This window comes from Streptomyces sp. JN8, from assembly GCF_055808075.1.
On the sequence record NZ_CM147852.1, the window covers coordinates 3,169,789 to 3,187,797 of the forward strand.

An 18,009-nucleotide genomic window follows, 5' to 3' on the forward strand; every position below is an offset into this window, starting at 1 on the left:
GGGCTTTCGGGGTTTTCAGGGGGTGTTTCGCTCGGCTCCCTTGGAGGTTTCGGGCTTCTTGAAGCCGATGTCCTGGTAGCGCGGGCCGGCCAGGCCCCAGGCTCCGGCGTTCACCAGATCCGCCTTGGCGGCGACGAGCTGGGGGCGCTGGTAGAGGGGGATGGAGCCGGCGGCCGCCCAGATCCGGGCGTCGGCCTGGCGCACCAGCTCCCGGGCCTCCTCCTCGTCGAGGGTGGCCGCGGCCTGGTCGAAGAGCTGGTCGATGCGGTCGGTGCCGACCCGCGAGTAGTTCTGCTCGACCAGGAGGGAGCCGTCCGAGGCGGGCTCGGGCTTGGCGAAGATCGGCCGGGCGTCGGTCGCCGGGAAGGCGGTGGCGGGCCAGGAGTAGAGGGCCAGGTCGTAGTCGCCCGAGGCCACGTGATCCTTGAAGAAGCTGTCGTCGGAGACCTTGGTGACCTCGGTGCGGATGCCGACCGCGTCGAGCATCCGGACGATCCGGTCGCCGACCGCCCGCAGGGCCTCGGAGCCGGGGCCGGACGGCAGGACGAAGCGGAGGCTGAGGGCCTTGCCGTCCTTGCCGAGGGTCTTGGCCGCGTCGGCGGCGCTCACGGGGGCGGCGGTGCCGCGCGGGGCGTACGCCCCGGCCACCCCCTTGTCCGACCGGGGGATCGTCTGGGCGGCCTGGGCGCCGGTCCCCGTGTCGAGCGCCTCGGCGCGGGCGAGGAGCGCCGCGCTCTGGACGGCCGCCGCGGGGGCCGGGGCGAGGATGCGGGTGCCGCTCTCGGGACCGCCGGCGGCGACGGCCCGGCGCTCGCCCGGCTTGTCGTCGCCGACGATGTAGAGGCCCTCGTCGGAGGCCGTGTCGGAGGCGGCGTCGGAGGCGCCCTCGGAGCTCGGCTTCTTGGCGTCGGTGGAACCGGCGGTGTCCTTCTTCTCCGCCGACTCGGCCTTCTCCGCCGTCTTCCCCTTCTCCTTGGCGCCCTCCTCCCCCGTCTTCTCCCCGGCGCCCTTCTTCTCGCCCTTCTCCGCCTCGCTGCCCGCCTTGGTGCCGTCCGCGGGCTTCCGCGCCGCGCCGCCGGGCACCCAGCCCGCGTCGGCGAGGAGGGCCCGCGCCTCGTCGGTGTCCTGGCTGCCGAGGGCGTCGCTGCCGTCCGCGTACGCGGACTGGCCCGCGAGGGCCAGGTGGCTCCCGGGCGGATCGGCCGGGAGGCCGAGCGGCTTGAGTACGGATTCGGCCAGTTCCCTGCGGTTGATCGCACGGGCCACCGCCCGCCGCACCCGCTCGTCGGCGAGCGGCCCGGACTCGCCGTTCAGCGAGAGCTGGGTGTAGGCGGGCTCCAGGGACTTGCGGACCGCGTACTTCGCCAGGACGTCCTGGGCGTTCGCGTACGCGGCGACGGCCTTCCGGTTCTGCTCGCGGGCGGCCCGGACCTCCTCCGCCTTCTCCTCGTCCGAGCCGTGGGCGAGCGCCCAGGACTTCAGGGCCTTGGAGGGGGTGATCGAGGAGCCGGGGCCGTGGGCGAGGGCCGCCTGGGCGCCGTTGCGGCCGGCCCGGGCGTCGCGGAGGGCGAGCGAGATGCGCTCGGCGGTGGACCGGTCGATCTCGGCCAGATCGAGGGTTCCCTCGGCGAGGGCGTCCGCGCGGTCCGCGCGGGCGACCGCCTTGAGGACGATGCTGTCGAGCTTGGCCGGCTGGCCCCACCAGCGGGGGTTCCGGGCGAGGGTGACATCGCCGCTCTTGCGGTCGACCGCCTTCAGCAGGAACGGTCCTGCAGTGGCCTTGAGGGTGGTGCGGGCCCCGTCGTTGAAGGAGGCCGGGGAGCCCATGACCTGCTTCGGGTACAGGGGGGTGAACAGGGACTGCCAGTCGGCGTAGGGCTTGGCGAAGGTGACCCGCACCTCCAGGTCGTTCTTGCCCCGCTCGATCTTCTCGATCCGCTCGTACCCGGAGTTCCGGGCGGTCCAGTACGCGGTGTCGCGGCCGCTCAGCGCGCGCCACTGGGCGACGAAGTCGGGCGCCCCGATCTCGCGTCCGTCGCTCCACACCGCCTGCTGGTTGAGCTTGTAGAGGACGACCTGCTTGGGCTCCGTCTCGACGACCTGCGCGGACTCCAGGAAGTCGGGGTTGCGCTGGGGCCGGCCGCGCTCGTCGATCGTGTACAGCGCGGGGAGCACGGCCCCGGCGATCCGGGAGGTGGCACCGTCGGCGTCCGCCTGGAAGGAGTTCAGGGTGGTGGGGAACGCGTCGACGGCCCAGCGCAGGGTTCCTCCGTCGGCGACCCGCTCACGGGCGGCGGGCGCGTTGTCCTGGGCCGCGGCCCGGGACTCGTCCGCGTCGTCGGACGAACATCCGGCGAGGACGGTGACGGCGAGGGCGGCACTGGTCAGCGTGGCGACGGAGCGGAGCGTGCGGGAGCGGGGGCTCCTGGAGCATGTCCTCCCGCGAGGGGCGCCGATCTGGGACATGACTTGTACCCCTTCGTCCAGATTCATTCCATTTGGAGATGATCACACCTATTGCTCATCCACTGAAAAGGAAGGAAAGGATCCGGCCACGGCGACACGACGGCGCGGCCGGAAACCCCACTCGTGCGGCCCAACAGTGAGCGGGGCGGGGCAGCCGCGAGTGCGGCCGGGCGGGGGCGGCGGAAGGGGACACGGCGCTCCCGTCGAGGCCGTCGGGGCGCGTCGGCGGTCATCGCGCCGGGCGCGAGGCCCGCGCCGACGGTCCGGAAGGGTGTCAGGAGACGGCTGGTCGCGGCGGACTCCCCCGGTGCGCGGCGACGGTGCGCGCCGACGGCCCCATCCTCCTGCGACCCACCGGCCCCGAGCGGCGCGGGGGTCACCCCCGGCCCGGGGGCCACCCCCGGCGCGGGGGCCCGGGGGTCACCCCCGGCGCGGGGGCCCGGGGGCCGACCGGGCCCGGGGGCCGAACAGGCCCAGAGCCCAGCAGACCCAGGGGCCAGCGGACCCAGAGCCCAGCGGACCCAGAGCCCAGCGAACCCAGAGGCCAGCGGACCCAGGGGCCGCACAAGCTCAGGGGCCCAGCAGGCCCCGATCAGGGCCTGCCCCGGAGGGGTCGGGCCCCGTCTCCGCCGTGGTCCCGGGCCGGCGGCCCGCGCGGACCTCAGTGCCAGCCGGCGCGGTAGGCCGCCCAGTCGCCCTCCTCCGCGGCGAAGTCGACGTAGAGCGCGACGCCGAAGCGCGCGCGGTCGGGGTCGGTGCGTCCGAGGCCGAGTCTGACGCCCCGGACGGCGGCCTCGACGGTCTCCGCGTTCTCGTGGTGGCCGAGGTCGTCCTCGTGGAAGAAGGGGAGGCCCATCAGGAGGTCGGTCGACTCCGGAGTCACTTCGAGGGCGAGGCTGGTCTGCTGGGCGACGTATCCGCCGTACAGGCTCTCCAGCGGCATCCACGTGTCGTACGACATGACGGCGATCTGGTCGACGCGCCGGGCGACCTGGCCGAAGAACTTCTGCGACCACCACTTCTCCCTGCCCGTGAGCAGGCTGTTGGCCGAGTGCAGGCCGGGGAGCGGATCGATCTGGTGGGCGGCTATGGAGAGCTGCGCCTTCCGCGGCCGGGTGACCTCCCCGAGGTCGTCAAGCAGGGAGAGGTAGTCGGCGTCGTCGGACAGCAGCGGCTCCAGGTCGAAGTGGACCCCGTCGAAGCCGACGTCGAGGACCTGCCGGGCCGAGCTCACGACGGCGGCCCGTGACGCGGCCCTGTCGAGGTGGAGACCGGGCCCCGGCCCGTCGTTGGCGAGGACGTCGCCCAGCCAGGCCTGGACGCGTATCCCGGGCATCGTCCGGTGCACGGCGTCGACGAACCACTTCGCGCGGGGGTACCTGGCGGCGGGCAGCGTGCCGTCGTGCTCCAGGGGCCCCGCGTGGACGTACAGGTCGCGTATGCCCGTGTCCTTGACACGTGCGGCGAACGCGGCGAGGTCGGCGTCCTTCTTCCGGCCGTCGACCCAGGCGTGGCCGAGCCACACGGCGTCCTTGTCCCGGGTCTTCGCGTCGTCCCTGAGGTCCCCCGCGTAGTTGACGCGCAGGGCGAGCGCGCCGAACAACGGGGGCACCACGAGGACCAGGACGAGCCCGAGCACGAACCAGCGCCCCCGTCGCCACATACGCCTCAGCCGTCCACTCACCCGAGCCCCCGCGTGCCGTCGTGCCGGTCGTTCCACCGCTTCTCACCGTAGCGGCGGCTACCGACAGTGACGCAGGGCTGTGGAGAATGGTTTCCGCGGCTCCTCAGGGCGTCTTCGTCCGGTCGCGGTCGGTCATATGCGGACATAACCTCCCCTTTGTGACGCGAACAGCCACCCGAACCCTTCTCGCGGTACTGGTGGCGGCGTGGTGGCTCCTCGTGCCCGCCGTTCACGGTGCCCGTGCCGACGACCCGGTCGTCCTGTCCCGGGACGGGCAGATCACCGACCGGGTGGACGCGCTGGGCGACCGCCGCGCATCCGTGGCACAGGCCCTCGACCGGCTCTACGACGAGCGGCGGGTCCAGCTCTTCGTCGTCTACGTACGGGACTTCTCCGGTCGCGGCGGCCAGGACTGGGCCGACGCCACGGCCGAGCGCAACGGCCTCGGGACCGACGACCTGCTGCTCGCCGTCGCGACCCACGACCGTCTGTACGGCTACTCCGCCGCCCCGGACGGCCCCCTCACCCAGGGGCAGCTGGACGACGTCGCGCGCACGGCGATCGAACCGGCCCTCCGGCAGAACGACTGGGCGGGCGCCGCGATCGGCGCGGCCGACGGCTACGCCGCCGTCCTCGCCGGGCAGCCCGTCCCCGCTCCGGCGATCACCCCCGGTCCCGCCGATCCGGGCGGCGCGGCCGACGACGGCACCTCGGCGACCGATCTGGTCCTGCCGATGGTCCTCGTCGGCGGCGCCGGCGCCGTGGCCGCCTACGCGTTCACCAAGCGGCGCCGGCGGTCCGAGACCCGCACCACGCCCCAGGGCGGGCAGGGCTGGGGCCCGCCGAAGGCGCCCGCGCCGCCCTCCCTGGACGAGCTCGACGGGCAGGCCCGGCAGACGCTGGTGGCCACGGACGACGCCGTCCGCACCAGCCAAGAGGAACTCGGCTTCGCGACCGCCCAGTTCGGCGAGGAGTCCGTCCGGCGGTTCACCGAGGCGGTCTCCTTCGCCGAGGAGCAGCTGACGGCCTCGTTCCGGCTGCGGCAGAAGCTCGACGACGCGTTCCCCGAGGACGACGCGACCCGGCGGAGCATGCTGGAGGAGATCCTGCGCCGCTGCGCGGAGGCGAACGCCCGGCTGGACGCCGAGAGCGAGGACTTCGACCGGCTGCGGGCCCTGGAGCGGACCGCTCCCGAGGCCCTGGCGACCGTCGAGGCCGCGGTCCGGGAGCAGACCGGGCGGACGGACACGGCCGAGGCGGCGCTGACGGCGATGCGCGAGCGGTACGCGGAGACGGCGGCCGCGCCCGTCGCCGGCGACGTCGACCAGGCCAGGGACCGGCTGGTCTTCGCGGCGGACCACGTCGGGCAGGCCCGCGCCCGGATCGACGCCGGCGACAACGGCGGGGCCGCCGTCCACATCCGGGCGGCCGAGGGAGCGGTGGACCAGGCGGCCCGGCTGGCCGAGGCGGTGGACCGGCGGGCACAGGAGCTGGCTGAGGCCGTCGGCAAGCTGCCCGGCGCCCTGTCGGAGACGGACGCCGACCTCGCGGAGGCCCGCGGGCTGCTGCGCGGGACCGCCGAGGGGGTCTCGACGGCCGATCTGCAGGGCCGGGTGGCCCGCGCGGAGTCGGTGCTCGCCGAGGTGCGGCGGGTCATGGACTCCGGACGGTACGACCCGCTCGACGCGCTGCGCCGGGTGGAGGAGGCGGACGCGGTGCTCGACGAGGCGCTGGAGGGCGCGCGGGAGCGCGAGTCGGGCAGCCGGCGCGCCCGTGCGCTCCTCGACCAGGCGATGCTGACGGCCCGCTCGGCGATCGGGGCGGCCGCGGACTACGTCACCACGCACCGGGGCGCGGTGGGCAGCGAGGCCCGTACGCGGCTGGCCGAGGCGCAGCGCCGCTGGGAGAAGGCGCGGGTGCTGGCCGAGGCGGACGACCCGCAGAACGCCCTCGTGGAGGCCCGGCAGGCGGACGCCCTCGCCCGGCGCGCTCAGGACCTCGCCGAGCAGGACGTCCGGAGATATGGGAACCCGAACGGCCCGGGCGGTGTAACAGGGGTGGGAGGTGGCGGCGGGCTGGGCGGTGCGGTGCTCGGCGGCATCATCCTCGGCGGACTGTTCGGCGGGGGAAGGGGAGGCGGACATGGGGGGTTCGGTGGAGGTTCCGGCGGGGGGTTCGGGGGCGGAGGTCTCGGCGGCGGGCCCGGCAGCTTCGGCGGCGGCGGCACGCGCGGCCGGCTGGGCGGCGGAGGCCGTTTCTGAGGGCGGCGCGCCGCGCCCCCTCCCCCTTTCTGTCCCTCTCAAGGAGAAGAGCCATGAGCAAGCAGACCATCCTCGGCCGGGTCACCCAGCTGGCGAAGGCCAACATCAACGCGCTGCTGGACCAGGCGGAGGATCCGCAGAAGCTGCTGGACCAGCTGATCCGCGACTACTCGAACAACATCGCGGAGGCGGAGGAGGCGGTGGCCGCGACGATCGGCAATCTGCGGCTGATGGAGCAGGACCACCAGGAGGACGTGGCGGCGGCGAAGGAGTGGGGCGGCAAGGCGCTGGCCGCCAGCCGCAAGGGGGACGAGCTGCGCGGCGGCGGGCAGACGGCGGAGGCGGACCGCTTCGACAACCTGGCGAAGGTGGCGCTCGGCCGCCAGCTCCAGTCGGAGAAGGAGGCGCGGACGGCGGAGCCGACGATCGCCGCGCAGACCGAGGTGGTCGCGAAGCTCAGGACGGGCCTCGACCAGATGAAGGCGAAGCTCGGCGAGTTGCAGGCCAAGCGGGACGAGCTGGTGGCCCGCGCCCGGTCGGCCCAGGCGCAGAACACGATGATGGACGCCGTGAAGAACATCGACGTGCTCGACCCGACGAGCGAGCTGAGCCGGTTCGAGGACAAGGTGCGCCGGGAGGAGGCGCGGGCCATGGGCAAGCAGGAGCTGGCGGCGTCCTCGCTGGACGCCCAGTTCGAGCAGCTGGACGCGCTGGGCGACAGCGCCGAGATCGAGGCCCGGCTGGCGGCGCTCAAGGGCTGACCCGGCACCCGGGTGCCGGATCGGCCGCCGCGGTCGGCGCCGGCCACGCGGCCGCCCCGCTCGGCTCCCTCCACGCGCCGGGCGCCGCCCACCCGGTCGTCGCCGCGCTCGCCGCCGCCCGCGCGGGCGTGCTCGGTCGCGTGGTGGCGGCCGGGCGACGGCTCGGGCGGGCGGCCGGGTGGGCGCGGCGCGTGTCAGAACATGCTGAGGAGCTGCTCCACGGTGGGTTCCGCCGTGCCCTCGCCGTCCGGCAGGGGGAGTTCGAACCAGACGGTCTTGCCTCGGGGGGTGCGGCGCGAGCCCCAGGAGGAGCTGAGCAGTCCGACCAGCTGGAGGCCGCGGCCGCCCTCGTCGGTGTCCTTGGCACGGCGCCGCCGGGGCTGCACCAGGCCGGCGTCCCAGACCTCGCAGACGAGGCTGCGGTCGAGGAGCAGCCGCAGCCGGATCTCCCCCTCGCCGTAGCGCAGGGCGTTGGTGACGAGCTCGCTGACGAGGAGTTCGACGGTGTCGACGAGCGCTTCGAGGTCCCAGGCCTTCAGCTGGGTGCGGGCGAGTTCGCGGGCCCGGCCGACGGAGCGGGGCTCCCTGGGCAGCCGCCAGTCGCCGACCGCCTCGCTGGGCAGGCCCTGGATCCTGGCCATGAGCAGGGCGATGTCGTCCTCGCCGTGTCCCGTCTCCAGGCTGGTCAGGACGCGGTCGCAGACGTCCTCCAGGGGGCGGGCGGGGTCGGTGAGGGCCCGTCGGAAGGCGCTCAGGCCCTCGTCGAGGGGGTGGTCGCGGGATTCGACGAGGCCGTCGGTGTAGAGGGCGAGGAGGGCGCCCTCCGGGAGTTCGACCTCGACCTCCTCGAAGGGTTCGCCGCCGACTCCGAGCGGCATCCCGGGGGGTACGTCGAGCAGCAGGGCCTCCTCGCCGGGTTCGACGAGCACCGGCGGGAGGTGTCCGGCGTTGGCGAAGGTGCAGCGGCGGGTGACCGGGTCGTAGACGGCGTAGACGCAGGTCGCGAGGTACACCTCGGAGAGCTCGGGGCCGCGGGACTTGTGTCCGCGGGACTGCTGGGCGCCGATCGGGGCCCCGAGGCCGCGGGCGATCTCGTCGAGGTGGGAGAGGACCTCGGCGGGTTCCAGGTCGAGCTGGGCGAGGGTGCGGACGGCGGTGCGCAGTTCGCCCATGGCGACGGCGGCGCGCAGTCCCCGGCCCATGACGTCGCCGATGACGAGGGCGGTGCGGTGGCCGGGGAGTTCGATGACGTCGAACCAGTCGCCACCGACCTCGGTGGCGGCGGTGCCGGGGAGGTAGCGGCAGGCGATGTCGAGCCCGGCCGCCTCGGGGTCGCCGGGCGGGAGGAGGCTGCGCTGGAGGATCAGGGCGCGCTCGTGCTCGCGGCGGTAGAGGCGGGCGTTGTCGATGCAGACGGCGGCGCGGGCGGCGAGTTCGACGGCGAGGGCGCGGTCGCGCTCTCCGAAGGACTCGCTGCCCTTGGCCCGGGAGAACTGGACGAGTCCGACGACGGTGTCGTGGGCGACCATCGGGACCACCAGGGTGCTCTGGACGAGCTCGCCGTCGGCGCCGGGCACGGTCCGGAGGCGGCCGGTGCGCAGGGCTCCGGCGCACGGGGAGTTGAAGGGGAAGCGGTGGACGGCGCCGACCTGGATGGGTTCCGTGCCGCAACAGCCGCCGGGGCCGTGCCCCTCGTCGGTCCTCAGGGGGGTGTCGGAGACGGCGCTGGCGAAGGCGACCCTGCGGAGTTCGGCGCTGCCGGCCCCGTAGCCGACGTCGTGGGAGCTGCCCCAGCGGCCGGGTGGCGCCTCGTCGCCGGTGAGGAGTCCCTGGTAGAGGTCGACGGAGGCGAGGTCGCAGAAGCCGGGGACGGCGACGTCGAGGAGCTCGCGGGCGGTGGCCTCCAGGTCGAGGGAGTTGCCGATGCGGGCGCCGGCCTCGTTCAGGAGGGCGAGGTTGCGGCGGGCGCTGGCGGCTTCCCTGGCGGCGTTGTGGCGGCGGGTGACGTCGATGCCGAGGCCGGCGACGCCGATCGGGCGGCCGGATCCGCTGTGGACGCGGTAGAGGTTGATGGACCAGTGGCGCCGGTCGCGGGAGCCGGGGGCGGCGCCGACGATCTCGAAGTCGGTGACGGACTCCCCGGTCTCCAGGACGCTGCGGAGGGCGGCGGTCATCCGGTCGGCCTCGGGCAGGTTGAGGTAGTCGTGGACCGTGCGGCCGCGGTGGTCGTCGGCGGAGCCGCCGAAGACGGTGGCGAAGCGCCGGTTGGCCCGCTTCACGGTGAGGTCGGTGCCGAAGAGGAGGAAGCCGAAGGGCGATTGGCCGAATATCGCCTGGGAGGCGGCGAGGTCCGTCTCGATGCGGCGGAGGGCGCGGACGTCGACGACGATGCAGAGCGCGGCCCGTTCCCCGGTGTGGGTCTCGCTGGGCATGACGTACATCTCGGCGATGCCGTGCGGCCGGTCGTCGCCGGGGATCCGGAAGGGGACGAGGCCTGTCCACTCCTTGCCGTCGAGGATCTCGCGGACCCTCCGGTGACCGCGCTCGCGCTGGTCGGCGGGCATGAAGGCCTCGACGGGGTCCTTGCCCATGGCCTCTTCCGCGGTCACCCCGAAGAGGTCCACGGCGCGTCGGCTCCACTGCTCGACGAGTCCGTCGGGCCCGATGGAGAAGGACGCCACCCGGATGTAGTCATAGATGGAGCCGGGCGGGCTGCTCTGCCACACCACGCCGCCACTCGCCTTCTCAGGTATCTCGCTCACGCGACCGTCCCCTCCAGCTCACCGCACCGGACCGGCCATTCCCGCAGTATTCAATACGGCGGGCTCCGGCGGTACGACGTTCACGATCACAGGGTGGTCTCGTTCGCCTCGCGCCGAGTGCCGGTGATCGTTGTCCCACCCTGTTTACTCACCAGGGAGAGCCAGCTCGAACCATACGGTTTTGCCGGTCCTTCCTTTACGAGTGCCCCAGCGGCGGGCGGAACAGGCCACCAGACCGAGTCCGCGGCCCCCTTCGTCCTCGGGTCCCGGGGCGCGCGCGGTGGGCGGATCCGGAAGCGGATCGGACACCTCCACCAGCAGCCCGGGCCGGTGGGCGGGGTCGGCGCCGTCGGGCCGGGGGCGGACCAGCCGCACGCCGATCGGTCCGGACGCGTACCGGAGGGAGTTGGTCACCAGCTCGCTGACCAGCAGGACGGTGAGGTCCCCGACGGCCGCGTCGAGGTCCCAGGACCGCAGCGTCTCGCGTACGGCGTGGCGTGCCGTGCGCACGGCGTTCGCCTCCGCAGGGAAGTTCCACTCGGCGCGGTCGCCGTCGGTGTCGATCACACCCGATCACTTCCCCAGCCGTGCGTCAGCAGGAAGGCCCACGTCCTCATTCAACGGGTCATTCAGGACATACCCGGAATATGGGGCGTGATATCGCGCTGGGCGCAGCAGCGGGCGCACGGTGGCACGAACGGCGTAGAAAGTTCAGTCCCGCGCTCCCGCGACGGGTGTCGCCGGGAGTCTCCGGGCGGCCTCGGCGACGGCGGGGCGGTCCTGGTCGAGCCAGTCGACCGTGTCCAGCTCGGCGCGGGTGAGCCAGCGCAGGGCGTCGTGGTCCTCCAGCGGGCGGGGTTCGCCGGCCAGCAGTCGGGCGGTCCAGACCCGGAGGACGTATCCGGGCTTGAGGGGCCACTCTCCGGGGAGTCGCTCGCCGGGCTCGATCTCGACTCCGAGCTCCTCGCGCAGTTCGCGGACGAGGGCCTCCTCGTGGCTCTCGCCGGGTTCGAGCTTGCCGCCGGGCAGCTCCCAGCGGCCGGCGAGTTCGACGGGGGCGCTGCGGCGCGCGGCGAGCAGCCGCCCCCGGTGGAACAGGGCGCCCGCGACGACGACCACGTCGGGTTCGCGGGGCGCGGCGGGGTCGGTGGTGCGTTCGGTCATGGGCGCGAGCGTAGCCCGGCCCCGCCGTCGTCCGTCGGGCTCAGAGCGCGGGGCTGCCGATGCGCTCGACCCAGTAGAGCTGCTTGTGGCCGCGGGCGTCGAGGCTGTCCGCGATCTTCCGTGCTTCGTCCTCGGTCGCGTACCGCCCCACCCGGTAGCGGTTGCCGTTGTCGTCCTGCCGAATGACGAGCCAGGCGAGGACAGGGCCGCTCTCGGTCATCAGGCTTCTCCCTCCGCCGGTCCGGGCGCCGTTGAGGATCTCCGTGAAACCGCAATCCGCATATGCCGGAGCTTACGCCTGACCTTCACACAGCGGATACGGGATTGCACAAAGAGATACGGATCGGCCGGGAACCGACGGAGGGAGGCCGAAGTCACGCGGCGGGGGCGGCTCCGGGCACGGTCGGCACGGGCATCAGGACCGGGCCGGCGGCCTCGGGCTCCTTCCGGCAGGCGTCGCCGCACGTGGCGTCGAGCGAGCAGCAGAGAGAGCAGACCGGGCCGGAGCGCACCGGGCAGTCGGCGATGTCGGGGAGTTCGTAGGCGGTCTCGCACTCGGCGCAGGTGTGGGTGGCGCGCTCGTCGACGGTCCCGGCGGCCGGTCCGTTCACGGTGTTGGGCCGGGCCAGGTAGTAGCGGCCCTTGGTCGCCCAGGCGATCAGGGGGCAGAGGACCAGGGCGAGACCGGCGGCGATGAAGGTGGAGAAGGCCTGCGCGTAGGTACCGAAGACACCGAAGAAGGCGAGGATGGAGACGGCGGAGGCGATGACCATGGCACCGAAGCCGGCCGGGTTCACGGCGTACAGGTAGGCGCGCTTGAACTCGATGTACGGGGGGCTCCAGCCGGCCCGCTTGTTGATGACGAGGTCGGCGGCGACGGCCGTGATCCAGGCGATGCCGACGTTGGAGTAGAACCCGAGCAGCTTGTTCAGGGCCGCGAACATGTTCATCTCCATCAGCGTCAGGGCGATGGCGAGGTTGAGGAAGATGTACCAGACGCGGCCGGGGTGCCGGTGGGTGACGCGGGAGAAGAAGTTCGACCAGGACAGCGAGCCGCTGTAGGCGTTGGTGACGTTGATCTTCACCTGGGAGACGATCACGAAGAGCGCGGCCGCGGGCAGGGCGAAGGTTCCCAGCCAGGGCTTGAGCGCCTCGATCTGAGGGGCGATCGGCTCCAGGGCGTGGGTCTTGCCGACGGCCTCCAGGGCGACGAACGCGAGGAAGGCGCCGCCGAGCTGCTTGGCCGCTCCGATGACGACCCAGCCGGGACCCGCGGCGAGCACGGCGAGGTTCCAGCGGCGCCTGGTGGCCCTCGTCTTGGCCGGCATGAAGCGCAGGTAGTCGGCCTGTTCGCCGATCTGGGCGATCAGGGAGAGCGCGACGCCCGTGCCGAGGCCGAAGCCGATCCAGGAGAAGCCCGCGCCGGCTCCCTCCGTGCCCCCGAAGGAGGCGAAGGCGCCCCAGGCGTCGGGGGCCTCGAAGGCCAGGACGACGAAGGGCAGCACCATGCCGACGATCCAGACCGGCTGGGTCCAGGCCTGCACCTTGGCCAGGGCGCCCATGCCGCGGAAGACGATCGGGATGACGATGAGGGTGGTGACGAGGTAGCCGATCTCGACCGGCAGGCCCACGGCCTGGTGCATGGCCTGCGCCATGATCGAGCCTTCGAGGGCGAAGAAGATGAAGGTGAAGGAGGCGTAGATCAGCGAGGTGAGCGTCGACCCGAAGTAGCCGAAGCCCGCCCCGCGGGTGATCAGGTCCATGTCCAGGCCGTAGGTGGCGCAGGCCCGGGCGATGGGGATGCCGGTGAGGAAGATGAGCGTGGCGGCGGTGAGGATCGAGGCGAGTCCGCTGCCGAAGCCGTAGGTGAAGACGATCGAGGCGCCGATCGCGAAGTCGGCGAGGTAGGCGATGCCGCCGAGCGCGGTGCCCGCCACGGTCCCGGGCGACCAGCGCCGGAAGGAGTGCGGGGCGTAGCGCAGCGAGTAGTCCTCGCGGCTCTCGTCGGCGGCCAGCTTGGCGTAGCTGCGCCGGGGGCCGGCGGCCGGCGGGGCGGCACCCCCGCCCGCCGCGACTGCGGCACCCCCGCCGGCCACGGCTGTGGTGCTCCCACCCGTCACGGCCGTGGTGCTCCCGCCCGCCGCGGGGGCGGTGCCGTCGTCCGTCACGGCTGCGGTGCCCCCGTCCGCCGCGGCCGTGGTGCTCCCGCCCGCCGCGGGGGCGGTGCCGTCGTCCGGTTCGGGCGTGGGCCCGGCGCCGCCGGGCTCGGGGGTGGGCGCAAGGACTCCGCCGGGCCCGGGGGCGGGGGTGAGGGCCCCGCCCGGTTCCGGGGTGGGCGTGGTGACCGTGTCCGTCATGAGGGTTCCTGTCGTCCGACCGGCTCGCGGGTACGGACGAGGAAGGTAGGAGCCGCGCGTGACGGACGGCGGCGGCGCGCGGTTGCGTCGGGGTTACGCGACTTGACGGGCCGTTAACTCGGGGTCACGGCGCGCGGACGGCGTGGCCCGCTGAACGGTCACCGCACCGGCAGGTGGTACGAGAGGCGGTAGCGGTCGGCGGGGACGACGACGTCGGCCGTCTCGACGGCCCGGCCCGAGGCGTAGTACGTGCGCTCCACGACCATCACGACATGGCCGGGCACGCCCCCGAGCGCCAGCAGTTCCTCGGCGAGGCCCGGCCGGGCGCCGACCTCCTCCACCACGTTGTCCACGACGACATCGATCGCGGCCATCCGCTCGACGACCCCGCAGCCGCCGAGCGGGCCCTCCTCGGGCAGCATGACCGGCGTCCGGCCCGTGACGGCGAGCGGCTCCCAGGAGGTGGCGACCATCATGGGCTCGCCGCCGTCCCGGTACACGTACCGCGTGCGCATCACGCGCTCCCCCGGTTCGATGCCGAGCCGCTCGGCCACCTCGGCGCTCGCCGGCTCCTGTTCACTGCTGGACTCCCAGGTGCCGCGGGCCCCCTCGGCCGCCTGCTCCTGCCGGAAGGGGCTGGCGCCCGACGCGGGGCGGTAGCCGGAGCGCGCGATCCGGCGCGGCACCGGGCGCTCGCGGACGTAGGTGCCCGAGCCGGAGCGCCCTTCCACCAGCCCCTCGGCCATGAGCACCTTGCGGGCCTCCAGCGCGACGGTGTCCGACACCCCGTACTCCTCGCGGATGCGTGCCTGCGAGGGGAGGCGGGTATGCGGGGGAAGCGAGCCGTTCGCGATCTTCTCCCGCAGATCGCTCGCCACGCGCAGATAGGCGGGCTGCTCACCGAACGTCACTGGACACTCCCCTCAGGTTGACTGACAGCTACAGCCTGGCAACCGTCGGTCGCGATCCGCAAGCATGGGCCAAAGTTTCACCCGAAGTGATGACTCCGAGCTCACACCTCTTGCTGCGCAGCGTCACCCCGGATAGACGGCGTCGACCCTCTTGACCCGCATTGGTACAGACCAATACGTTCCTGCCAGCACACCCGCACGACGCACCCGCACCGCACGCACGCCATCCGGCGCGCACTCCGCGCTGCACGCACGCCCACTCCACCCCCGCACGCCCGCTCCACCCCCGCACACACGCTCCACCCCCGCACACACGCTCCACGGCGCGCACGCCCCCTGCCGTCCGCGCCGTCCCGCACGCTCCACCGCACGCGCCATCCCGCCTCGCACAGGAACGAGCCCATGCGTCCCAGAGCCATGACCAAGCTGACCTTCGGTGCGGCCGCCGCGGCCACCCTCGGTCTCCTCGCCACCCTGGCCCCCACCGCCGACGCGCACCAGCCGTCCGGGCACAAGCCCGAGCTGAAGCGGATCGGCTACTTCACCCAATGGGGCATCTACGGACGGAACTTCCAGGTCAAGGACCTGAAGACGAGCGGTACCGCCGCCAAGCTCACCCACATCAACTACGCCTTCGGCGTCATCGGCGCGGACGGCAAGTGCCTCATGGGCAACGCCCCCGGCTCCGACCCGTGGGCCGACTACGTGCGCCCGGTCGACGCGGCCTCCTCGGTGGACGGCGTCGGCGACACCGCGGACCAGCGGCTGGCCGGCAACTTCAACGAGTTGCGCGAGCTCAAGGCCGCGAACCCCGGTCTCAAGGTCATGATCTCGCTCGGCGGCTGGACCGGCTCCGCGCACTTCTCCGACGCGGTGCGCACCGACGCCGGCCGCAAGGCCCTGGTCGCCTCCTGCATCGACACGTACATCAAGGGCAACCTGCCCGTGGACGGCGCCCGCGGCGGCGCCGGAGCCGCGGCCGGGGTCTTCGACGGCGTGGACCTCGACTGGGAGTGGCCCGGCTCGGAGGGCGCCCCCGGGAACGTGATCCGCCCCGAGGACAAGCCCAACTTCACCAAGCTCGTGCGAGAGTTCCGCACCCAGCTCGACGCCTACGGCCGCTCGCTGCCGAAGGCCCAGCGCAAGCACTACGAGCTGAGCGCGTACGTGCCCACCGCACCCGCCAAGATCGACGCGGGCTTCGAGGTCTCCACGATCATGCGGGACTTCGACTTCGTGAACCTCCAGGGCTACGACTTCCACGTCTCCGGCGAGAAGACCACCGCCCAGCAGTCCGCGCTCTTCGCCAAGAACGACTTCAGCGTCGACCAGACGGTCAAGGCGTGGCTGCGCCGCGGCGCGCCCGCCCACAAGCTGGTCGTCGGCATGCCGTTCTACGGCCAGGGCTGGACGGGCGTCACCGGCGGCGGCGACGGCCTCGGACAGCCGGCGACCGGCCCCGCCCCCGCGACCTGGGTGGCGGGCTCGGAGGACTACAAGCACCTCAAGAAGCTGGCCGCGTCGGGCACGTACAAGCTCCACCGCGACTACCGGAACGGCCACGCTTGGCTCTTCGACGGCACCAACCTGTGGACGTACGACGACCCGACGGTGCTCCGCACCAAGGCGTCCTACGTACGGCAGAACGGGCTCGGCGGCGCCATGATCTGGTCGCTCGACGGGGACACCCCCGACGGGGAGCTGATCACCGCCATCGACCGTGGCCTGACCCGGCGCTGACCCGCCCGCCCGGCCGCCGTACGGCGACGGCCGGGCCCCCTGGCCGCGGACCGGCCCCGCCGCTCGCGGTGGACCGGGGGCGGCGGTCGGTCACGGGCCGCCGCTCCCCGGACCACCGCCCGGTCCGCACACGACGGGGCCGGACCTCCCGAAGGAGGTCCGGCCCCGTTTCCCGTGTGCGGCGTCAGACGGAGGGCCCCTCGCCCACGGCGTCCACGGGGGGCGTGCCGGTCAGGTCGAGCGCCGTCCGCGCGTCCGCCCCCAGGTCCTCGGGCAGCGCCTCCCACGCCGGGTCGTACGCCTCCCAGTAGGCCTCCGCGTCGGCCGCCGTCGCCAGTTTCAGCCACTGCTTCGACGCCGCTCCCAGGTCCTTCCGGAGCGCCGCGACGGAGGGCGCCGCGGCGGCGGGCCAGGTGCGCCGGTCCAGCCCCGCGCGCGCCGTCTCGATCGCCGCCAGCAGCTCCGAGGCCCATGCCCTGTTGGCGGTGAAGTCCTCGTCCGGGTCCTCCTCGGGCTCCCGGTAGGTCACCGTCTCGATCGGGTTGACGGCCTTCAGGAAGGCGGCCTGGTGGTCGGTCAGCCTGCTCGCGTCGGAGCGGACGGAGCCGCTGAAGGGCTTCTTCTCGGCGGCGAACGCGCAGGTCACCGTCCGGTCGCCGAGCCGCCAGCTCTGGGCGCTCGGCAGGTAGTAGTACAGCCAGACGTCCTTGGGGACGGCCCAGGTGTCCAGGGCGTAGCCGCCGTTGACCGTCTCGCAGCGCTTCTGCGCGATCTCGTCGATCGCGTCCTCGCCGGGCCAGGTGTCGAAGCCGGTCACCTCGAAGCCGCCGGTGACCTCGCCGATGTGCGGGCGGGCGCAGTCGACGACCGTGACGTCCGTCGCGTACGCCTCCAGCTCGCCGTCCGGCGTGAAGCACTGGCCGGTCCGCAGCGAGAACGGCGACTTCGAGCGGGACGCCTCCTCCACGCCCTCCTTGAAGCCGCCCCAGAAGGCGCCGAGGCCACCGGTGGCGATGCCGGTCACGAGCAGCAGGCAGCTGAGGGCGGACAGGACGATGCCCGCGACCGCGAGCCCCTTGCCGGCCTGGTCCCGCTTCCTGATCCGGGGCAGGGCGACGAGCCCGAGGACCAACCCGAGGGGCGGCAGGCAGCAGACGATGCCGGAGACCAGGGAGGCGATCGCGAGCCCGTTGGTGGTCCGCCGGGCCGGCATGCCGTACGGCACTCCCCCGGGCGCCCCCGCGTAGGGCCCCGCCCCGTACGGCATCCCCGGCGAGGTGTACGGCCCCGGCGCGGGCCAACTCCCCTGCTGCGGACCGCCGTGCGGGGGCGGCGACGGTGGGGTCGGCGGGGTCGGCTCCACGGGTACGGTGCTCCTGTTCGGGGCGAACGACGCGAACAAATGATCGGTCGCGCATCGTACGCGGCCGGACGGAGGGGACGGCATGCGGGGGACGACTCCGGCGATCCCGGCGGCGACGGTACGGGCGGTCAACCGCCTCACCGACCCGCGCAGGGCTGTTCGGGCTCACGGCGGCGGGCCGCGCCGATCCGGCGCCCCTTCCCGGGGTGAGCGACGGACCGCTGGCGGTCGAGGGTGCCCGGCAGGCGGCCGTGGCGCGGTTCCGCGCGCGGGGCTTCGAGGCGGCCTCCGTCGCGGCCTCGGGGGTGGCCGGCGGAGCTCCGTCACGGTCGTACCGGGTCCGCTCGGTCGACGTCGACCTCGACCGTCCCTTCGGCTTCCTGGCCGTCCACCGCACCTCGCGCCTCGTCCTGTCGGCGGGCTGGGTCGCGGACCCTCTGCCGTTCGAGGAGGACGAGGTCACGGGCTGGGACGACGACGAGGACGACGAGGACGACGTGGGCGACGTGGGCGACGTGAGCGACGGGAGCCGCTGAGTCC

13 protein-coding genes are annotated in these 18,009 nt (G+C 73.6%); 4 read left to right on the top strand and 9 right to left on the bottom strand.

Translation table 11 applies throughout. The features are described 5' to 3' along the window. Positions 1-15: 15 nt before the first annotated feature. Both ACY0MR_RS13575 and ACY0MR_RS13580 read right to left on the bottom strand, forming a co-directional pair. Positions 16-2,466, bottom strand: a complete 2,451-nt coding sequence (locus ACY0MR_RS13575; protein WP_473560892.1) for an ABC transporter family substrate-binding protein — start codon at positions 2,464-2,466, stop codon at positions 16-18. A gap of 661 nt (positions 2,467-3,127) precedes the next feature. Then, positions 3,128-4,186 (bottom strand): glycoside hydrolase family 18 protein, encoded by a 1,059-nt coding sequence (locus tag ACY0MR_RS13580; protein ID WP_473560894.1) that lies wholly within the window; start codon positions 4,184-4,186, stop codon positions 3,128-3,130. Positions 4,187-4,308: 122 nt separating this feature from the next. Between ACY0MR_RS13580 and ACY0MR_RS13585 the strand changes: the two genes are divergently transcribed. Together ACY0MR_RS13585 and ACY0MR_RS13590 are read left to right on the top strand one after the other, a co-directional pair. Next, the gene (locus tag ACY0MR_RS13585) at positions 4,309-6,411 is read left to right on the top strand and encodes a TPM domain-containing protein (protein WP_473560896.1); all 2,103 of its coding nucleotides are present in this window, start codon (positions 4,309-4,311) and stop codon (positions 6,409-6,411) included. A gap of 53 nt (positions 6,412-6,464) precedes the next feature. Beyond that, on the top strand, positions 6,465-7,172 hold the full coding sequence (locus ACY0MR_RS13590) for a PspA/IM30 family protein (protein WP_473560898.1): 708 nt from the start codon (positions 6,465-6,467) through the stop codon (positions 7,170-7,172). 194 nt (positions 7,173-7,366) lie between these two features. On the opposite strand, the gene ACY0MR_RS13595 is transcribed toward ACY0MR_RS13590, so the two are convergent. The 6 genes from ACY0MR_RS13595 to ACY0MR_RS13620 form a co-directional block, all read right to left on the bottom strand. Next, positions 7,367-9,934, bottom strand: coding sequence for a SpoIIE family protein phosphatase (locus ACY0MR_RS13595; RefSeq protein ID WP_388793170.1), 2,568 nt, complete (start codon positions 9,932-9,934; stop codon positions 7,367-7,369). Positions 9,935-10,078: 144 nt separating this feature from the next. Beyond that, positions 10,079-10,501, bottom strand: a complete 423-nt coding sequence (locus ACY0MR_RS13600; RefSeq protein ID WP_361855570.1) for an ATP-binding protein — start codon at positions 10,499-10,501, stop codon at positions 10,079-10,081. A gap of 144 nt (positions 10,502-10,645) precedes the next feature. After that, on the bottom strand, positions 10,646-11,098 hold the full coding sequence (locus ACY0MR_RS13605) for a (deoxy)nucleoside triphosphate pyrophosphohydrolase (protein WP_473560901.1): 453 nt from the start codon (positions 11,096-11,098) through the stop codon (positions 10,646-10,648). Positions 11,099-11,138: 40 nt separating this feature from the next. Continuing rightward, positions 11,139-11,318, bottom strand: coding sequence for an SPOR domain-containing protein (locus ACY0MR_RS13610; protein ID WP_361855564.1), 180 nt, complete (start codon positions 11,316-11,318; stop codon positions 11,139-11,141). 154 nt (positions 11,319-11,472) lie between these two features. Beyond that, positions 11,473-13,455: a purine-cytosine permease family protein gene (locus ACY0MR_RS13615; RefSeq protein WP_473560903.1), complete on the bottom strand. Its 1,983-nt coding sequence runs from the start codon at positions 13,453-13,455 to the stop codon at positions 11,473-11,475. A gap of 158 nt (positions 13,456-13,613) precedes the next feature. Beyond that, positions 13,614-14,366 carry a GntR family transcriptional regulator gene (locus tag ACY0MR_RS13620; protein ID WP_361855558.1) on the bottom strand — a complete coding sequence of 251 codons (753 nt, stop codon included), beginning with the start codon at positions 14,364-14,366 and terminating at the stop codon, positions 13,614-13,616. A gap of 402 nt (positions 14,367-14,768) precedes the next feature. Here ACY0MR_RS13620 and ACY0MR_RS13625 point away from each other — a divergent pair, with 402 nt between their 5' ends. Continuing rightward, entirely contained in the window at positions 14,769-16,106 is a 1,338-nt protein-coding gene (locus ACY0MR_RS13625; RefSeq protein WP_404079165.1) for a glycoside hydrolase family 18 protein, read from the top strand. 184 nt (positions 16,107-16,290) lie between these two features. On the opposite strand, the gene ACY0MR_RS13630 is transcribed toward ACY0MR_RS13625, so the two are convergent. Beyond that, entirely contained in the window at positions 16,291-17,469 is a 1,179-nt protein-coding gene (locus tag ACY0MR_RS13630) for a DUF4190 domain-containing protein (RefSeq protein WP_473560905.1), read from the bottom strand. 206 nt (positions 17,470-17,675) lie between these two features. Between ACY0MR_RS13630 and ACY0MR_RS13635 the strand changes: the two genes are divergently transcribed. Beyond that, on the top strand, positions 17,676-18,005 hold the full coding sequence (locus tag ACY0MR_RS13635; protein WP_473560907.1) for a hypothetical protein: 330 nt from the start codon (positions 17,676-17,678) through the stop codon (positions 18,003-18,005). Positions 18,006-18,009 lie beyond the last annotated feature (4 nt).

Excerpts from the sequence above, each read along its gene's own strand:
- ACY0MR_RS13610 (WP_361855564.1), bottom strand. The coding sequence starts at position 11,318 with ATGACCGAGAGCGGCCCTGTCCTCGCCTGGCTCGTCATTCGGCAGGAC.
- ACY0MR_RS13625 (WP_404079165.1), top strand. The coding sequence starts at position 14,769 with ATGCGTCCCAGAGCCATGACCAAGCTGACCTTCGGTGCGGCCGCCGCG.
- ACY0MR_RS13575 (WP_473560892.1), bottom strand. The coding sequence starts at position 2,466 with ATGTCCCAGATCGGCGCCCCTCGCGGGAGGACATGCTCCAGGAGCCCC.
- ACY0MR_RS13605 (WP_473560901.1), bottom strand. The coding sequence starts at position 11,098 with ATGACCGAACGCACCACCGACCCCGCCGCGCCCCGCGAACCCGACGTG.
- ACY0MR_RS13615 (WP_473560903.1), bottom strand. The coding sequence starts at position 13,455 with ATGACGGACACGGTCACCACGCCCACCCCGGAACCGGGCGGGGCCCTC.
- ACY0MR_RS13590 (WP_473560898.1), top strand. The coding sequence starts at position 6,465 with ATGAGCAAGCAGACCATCCTCGGCCGGGTCACCCAGCTGGCGAAGGCC.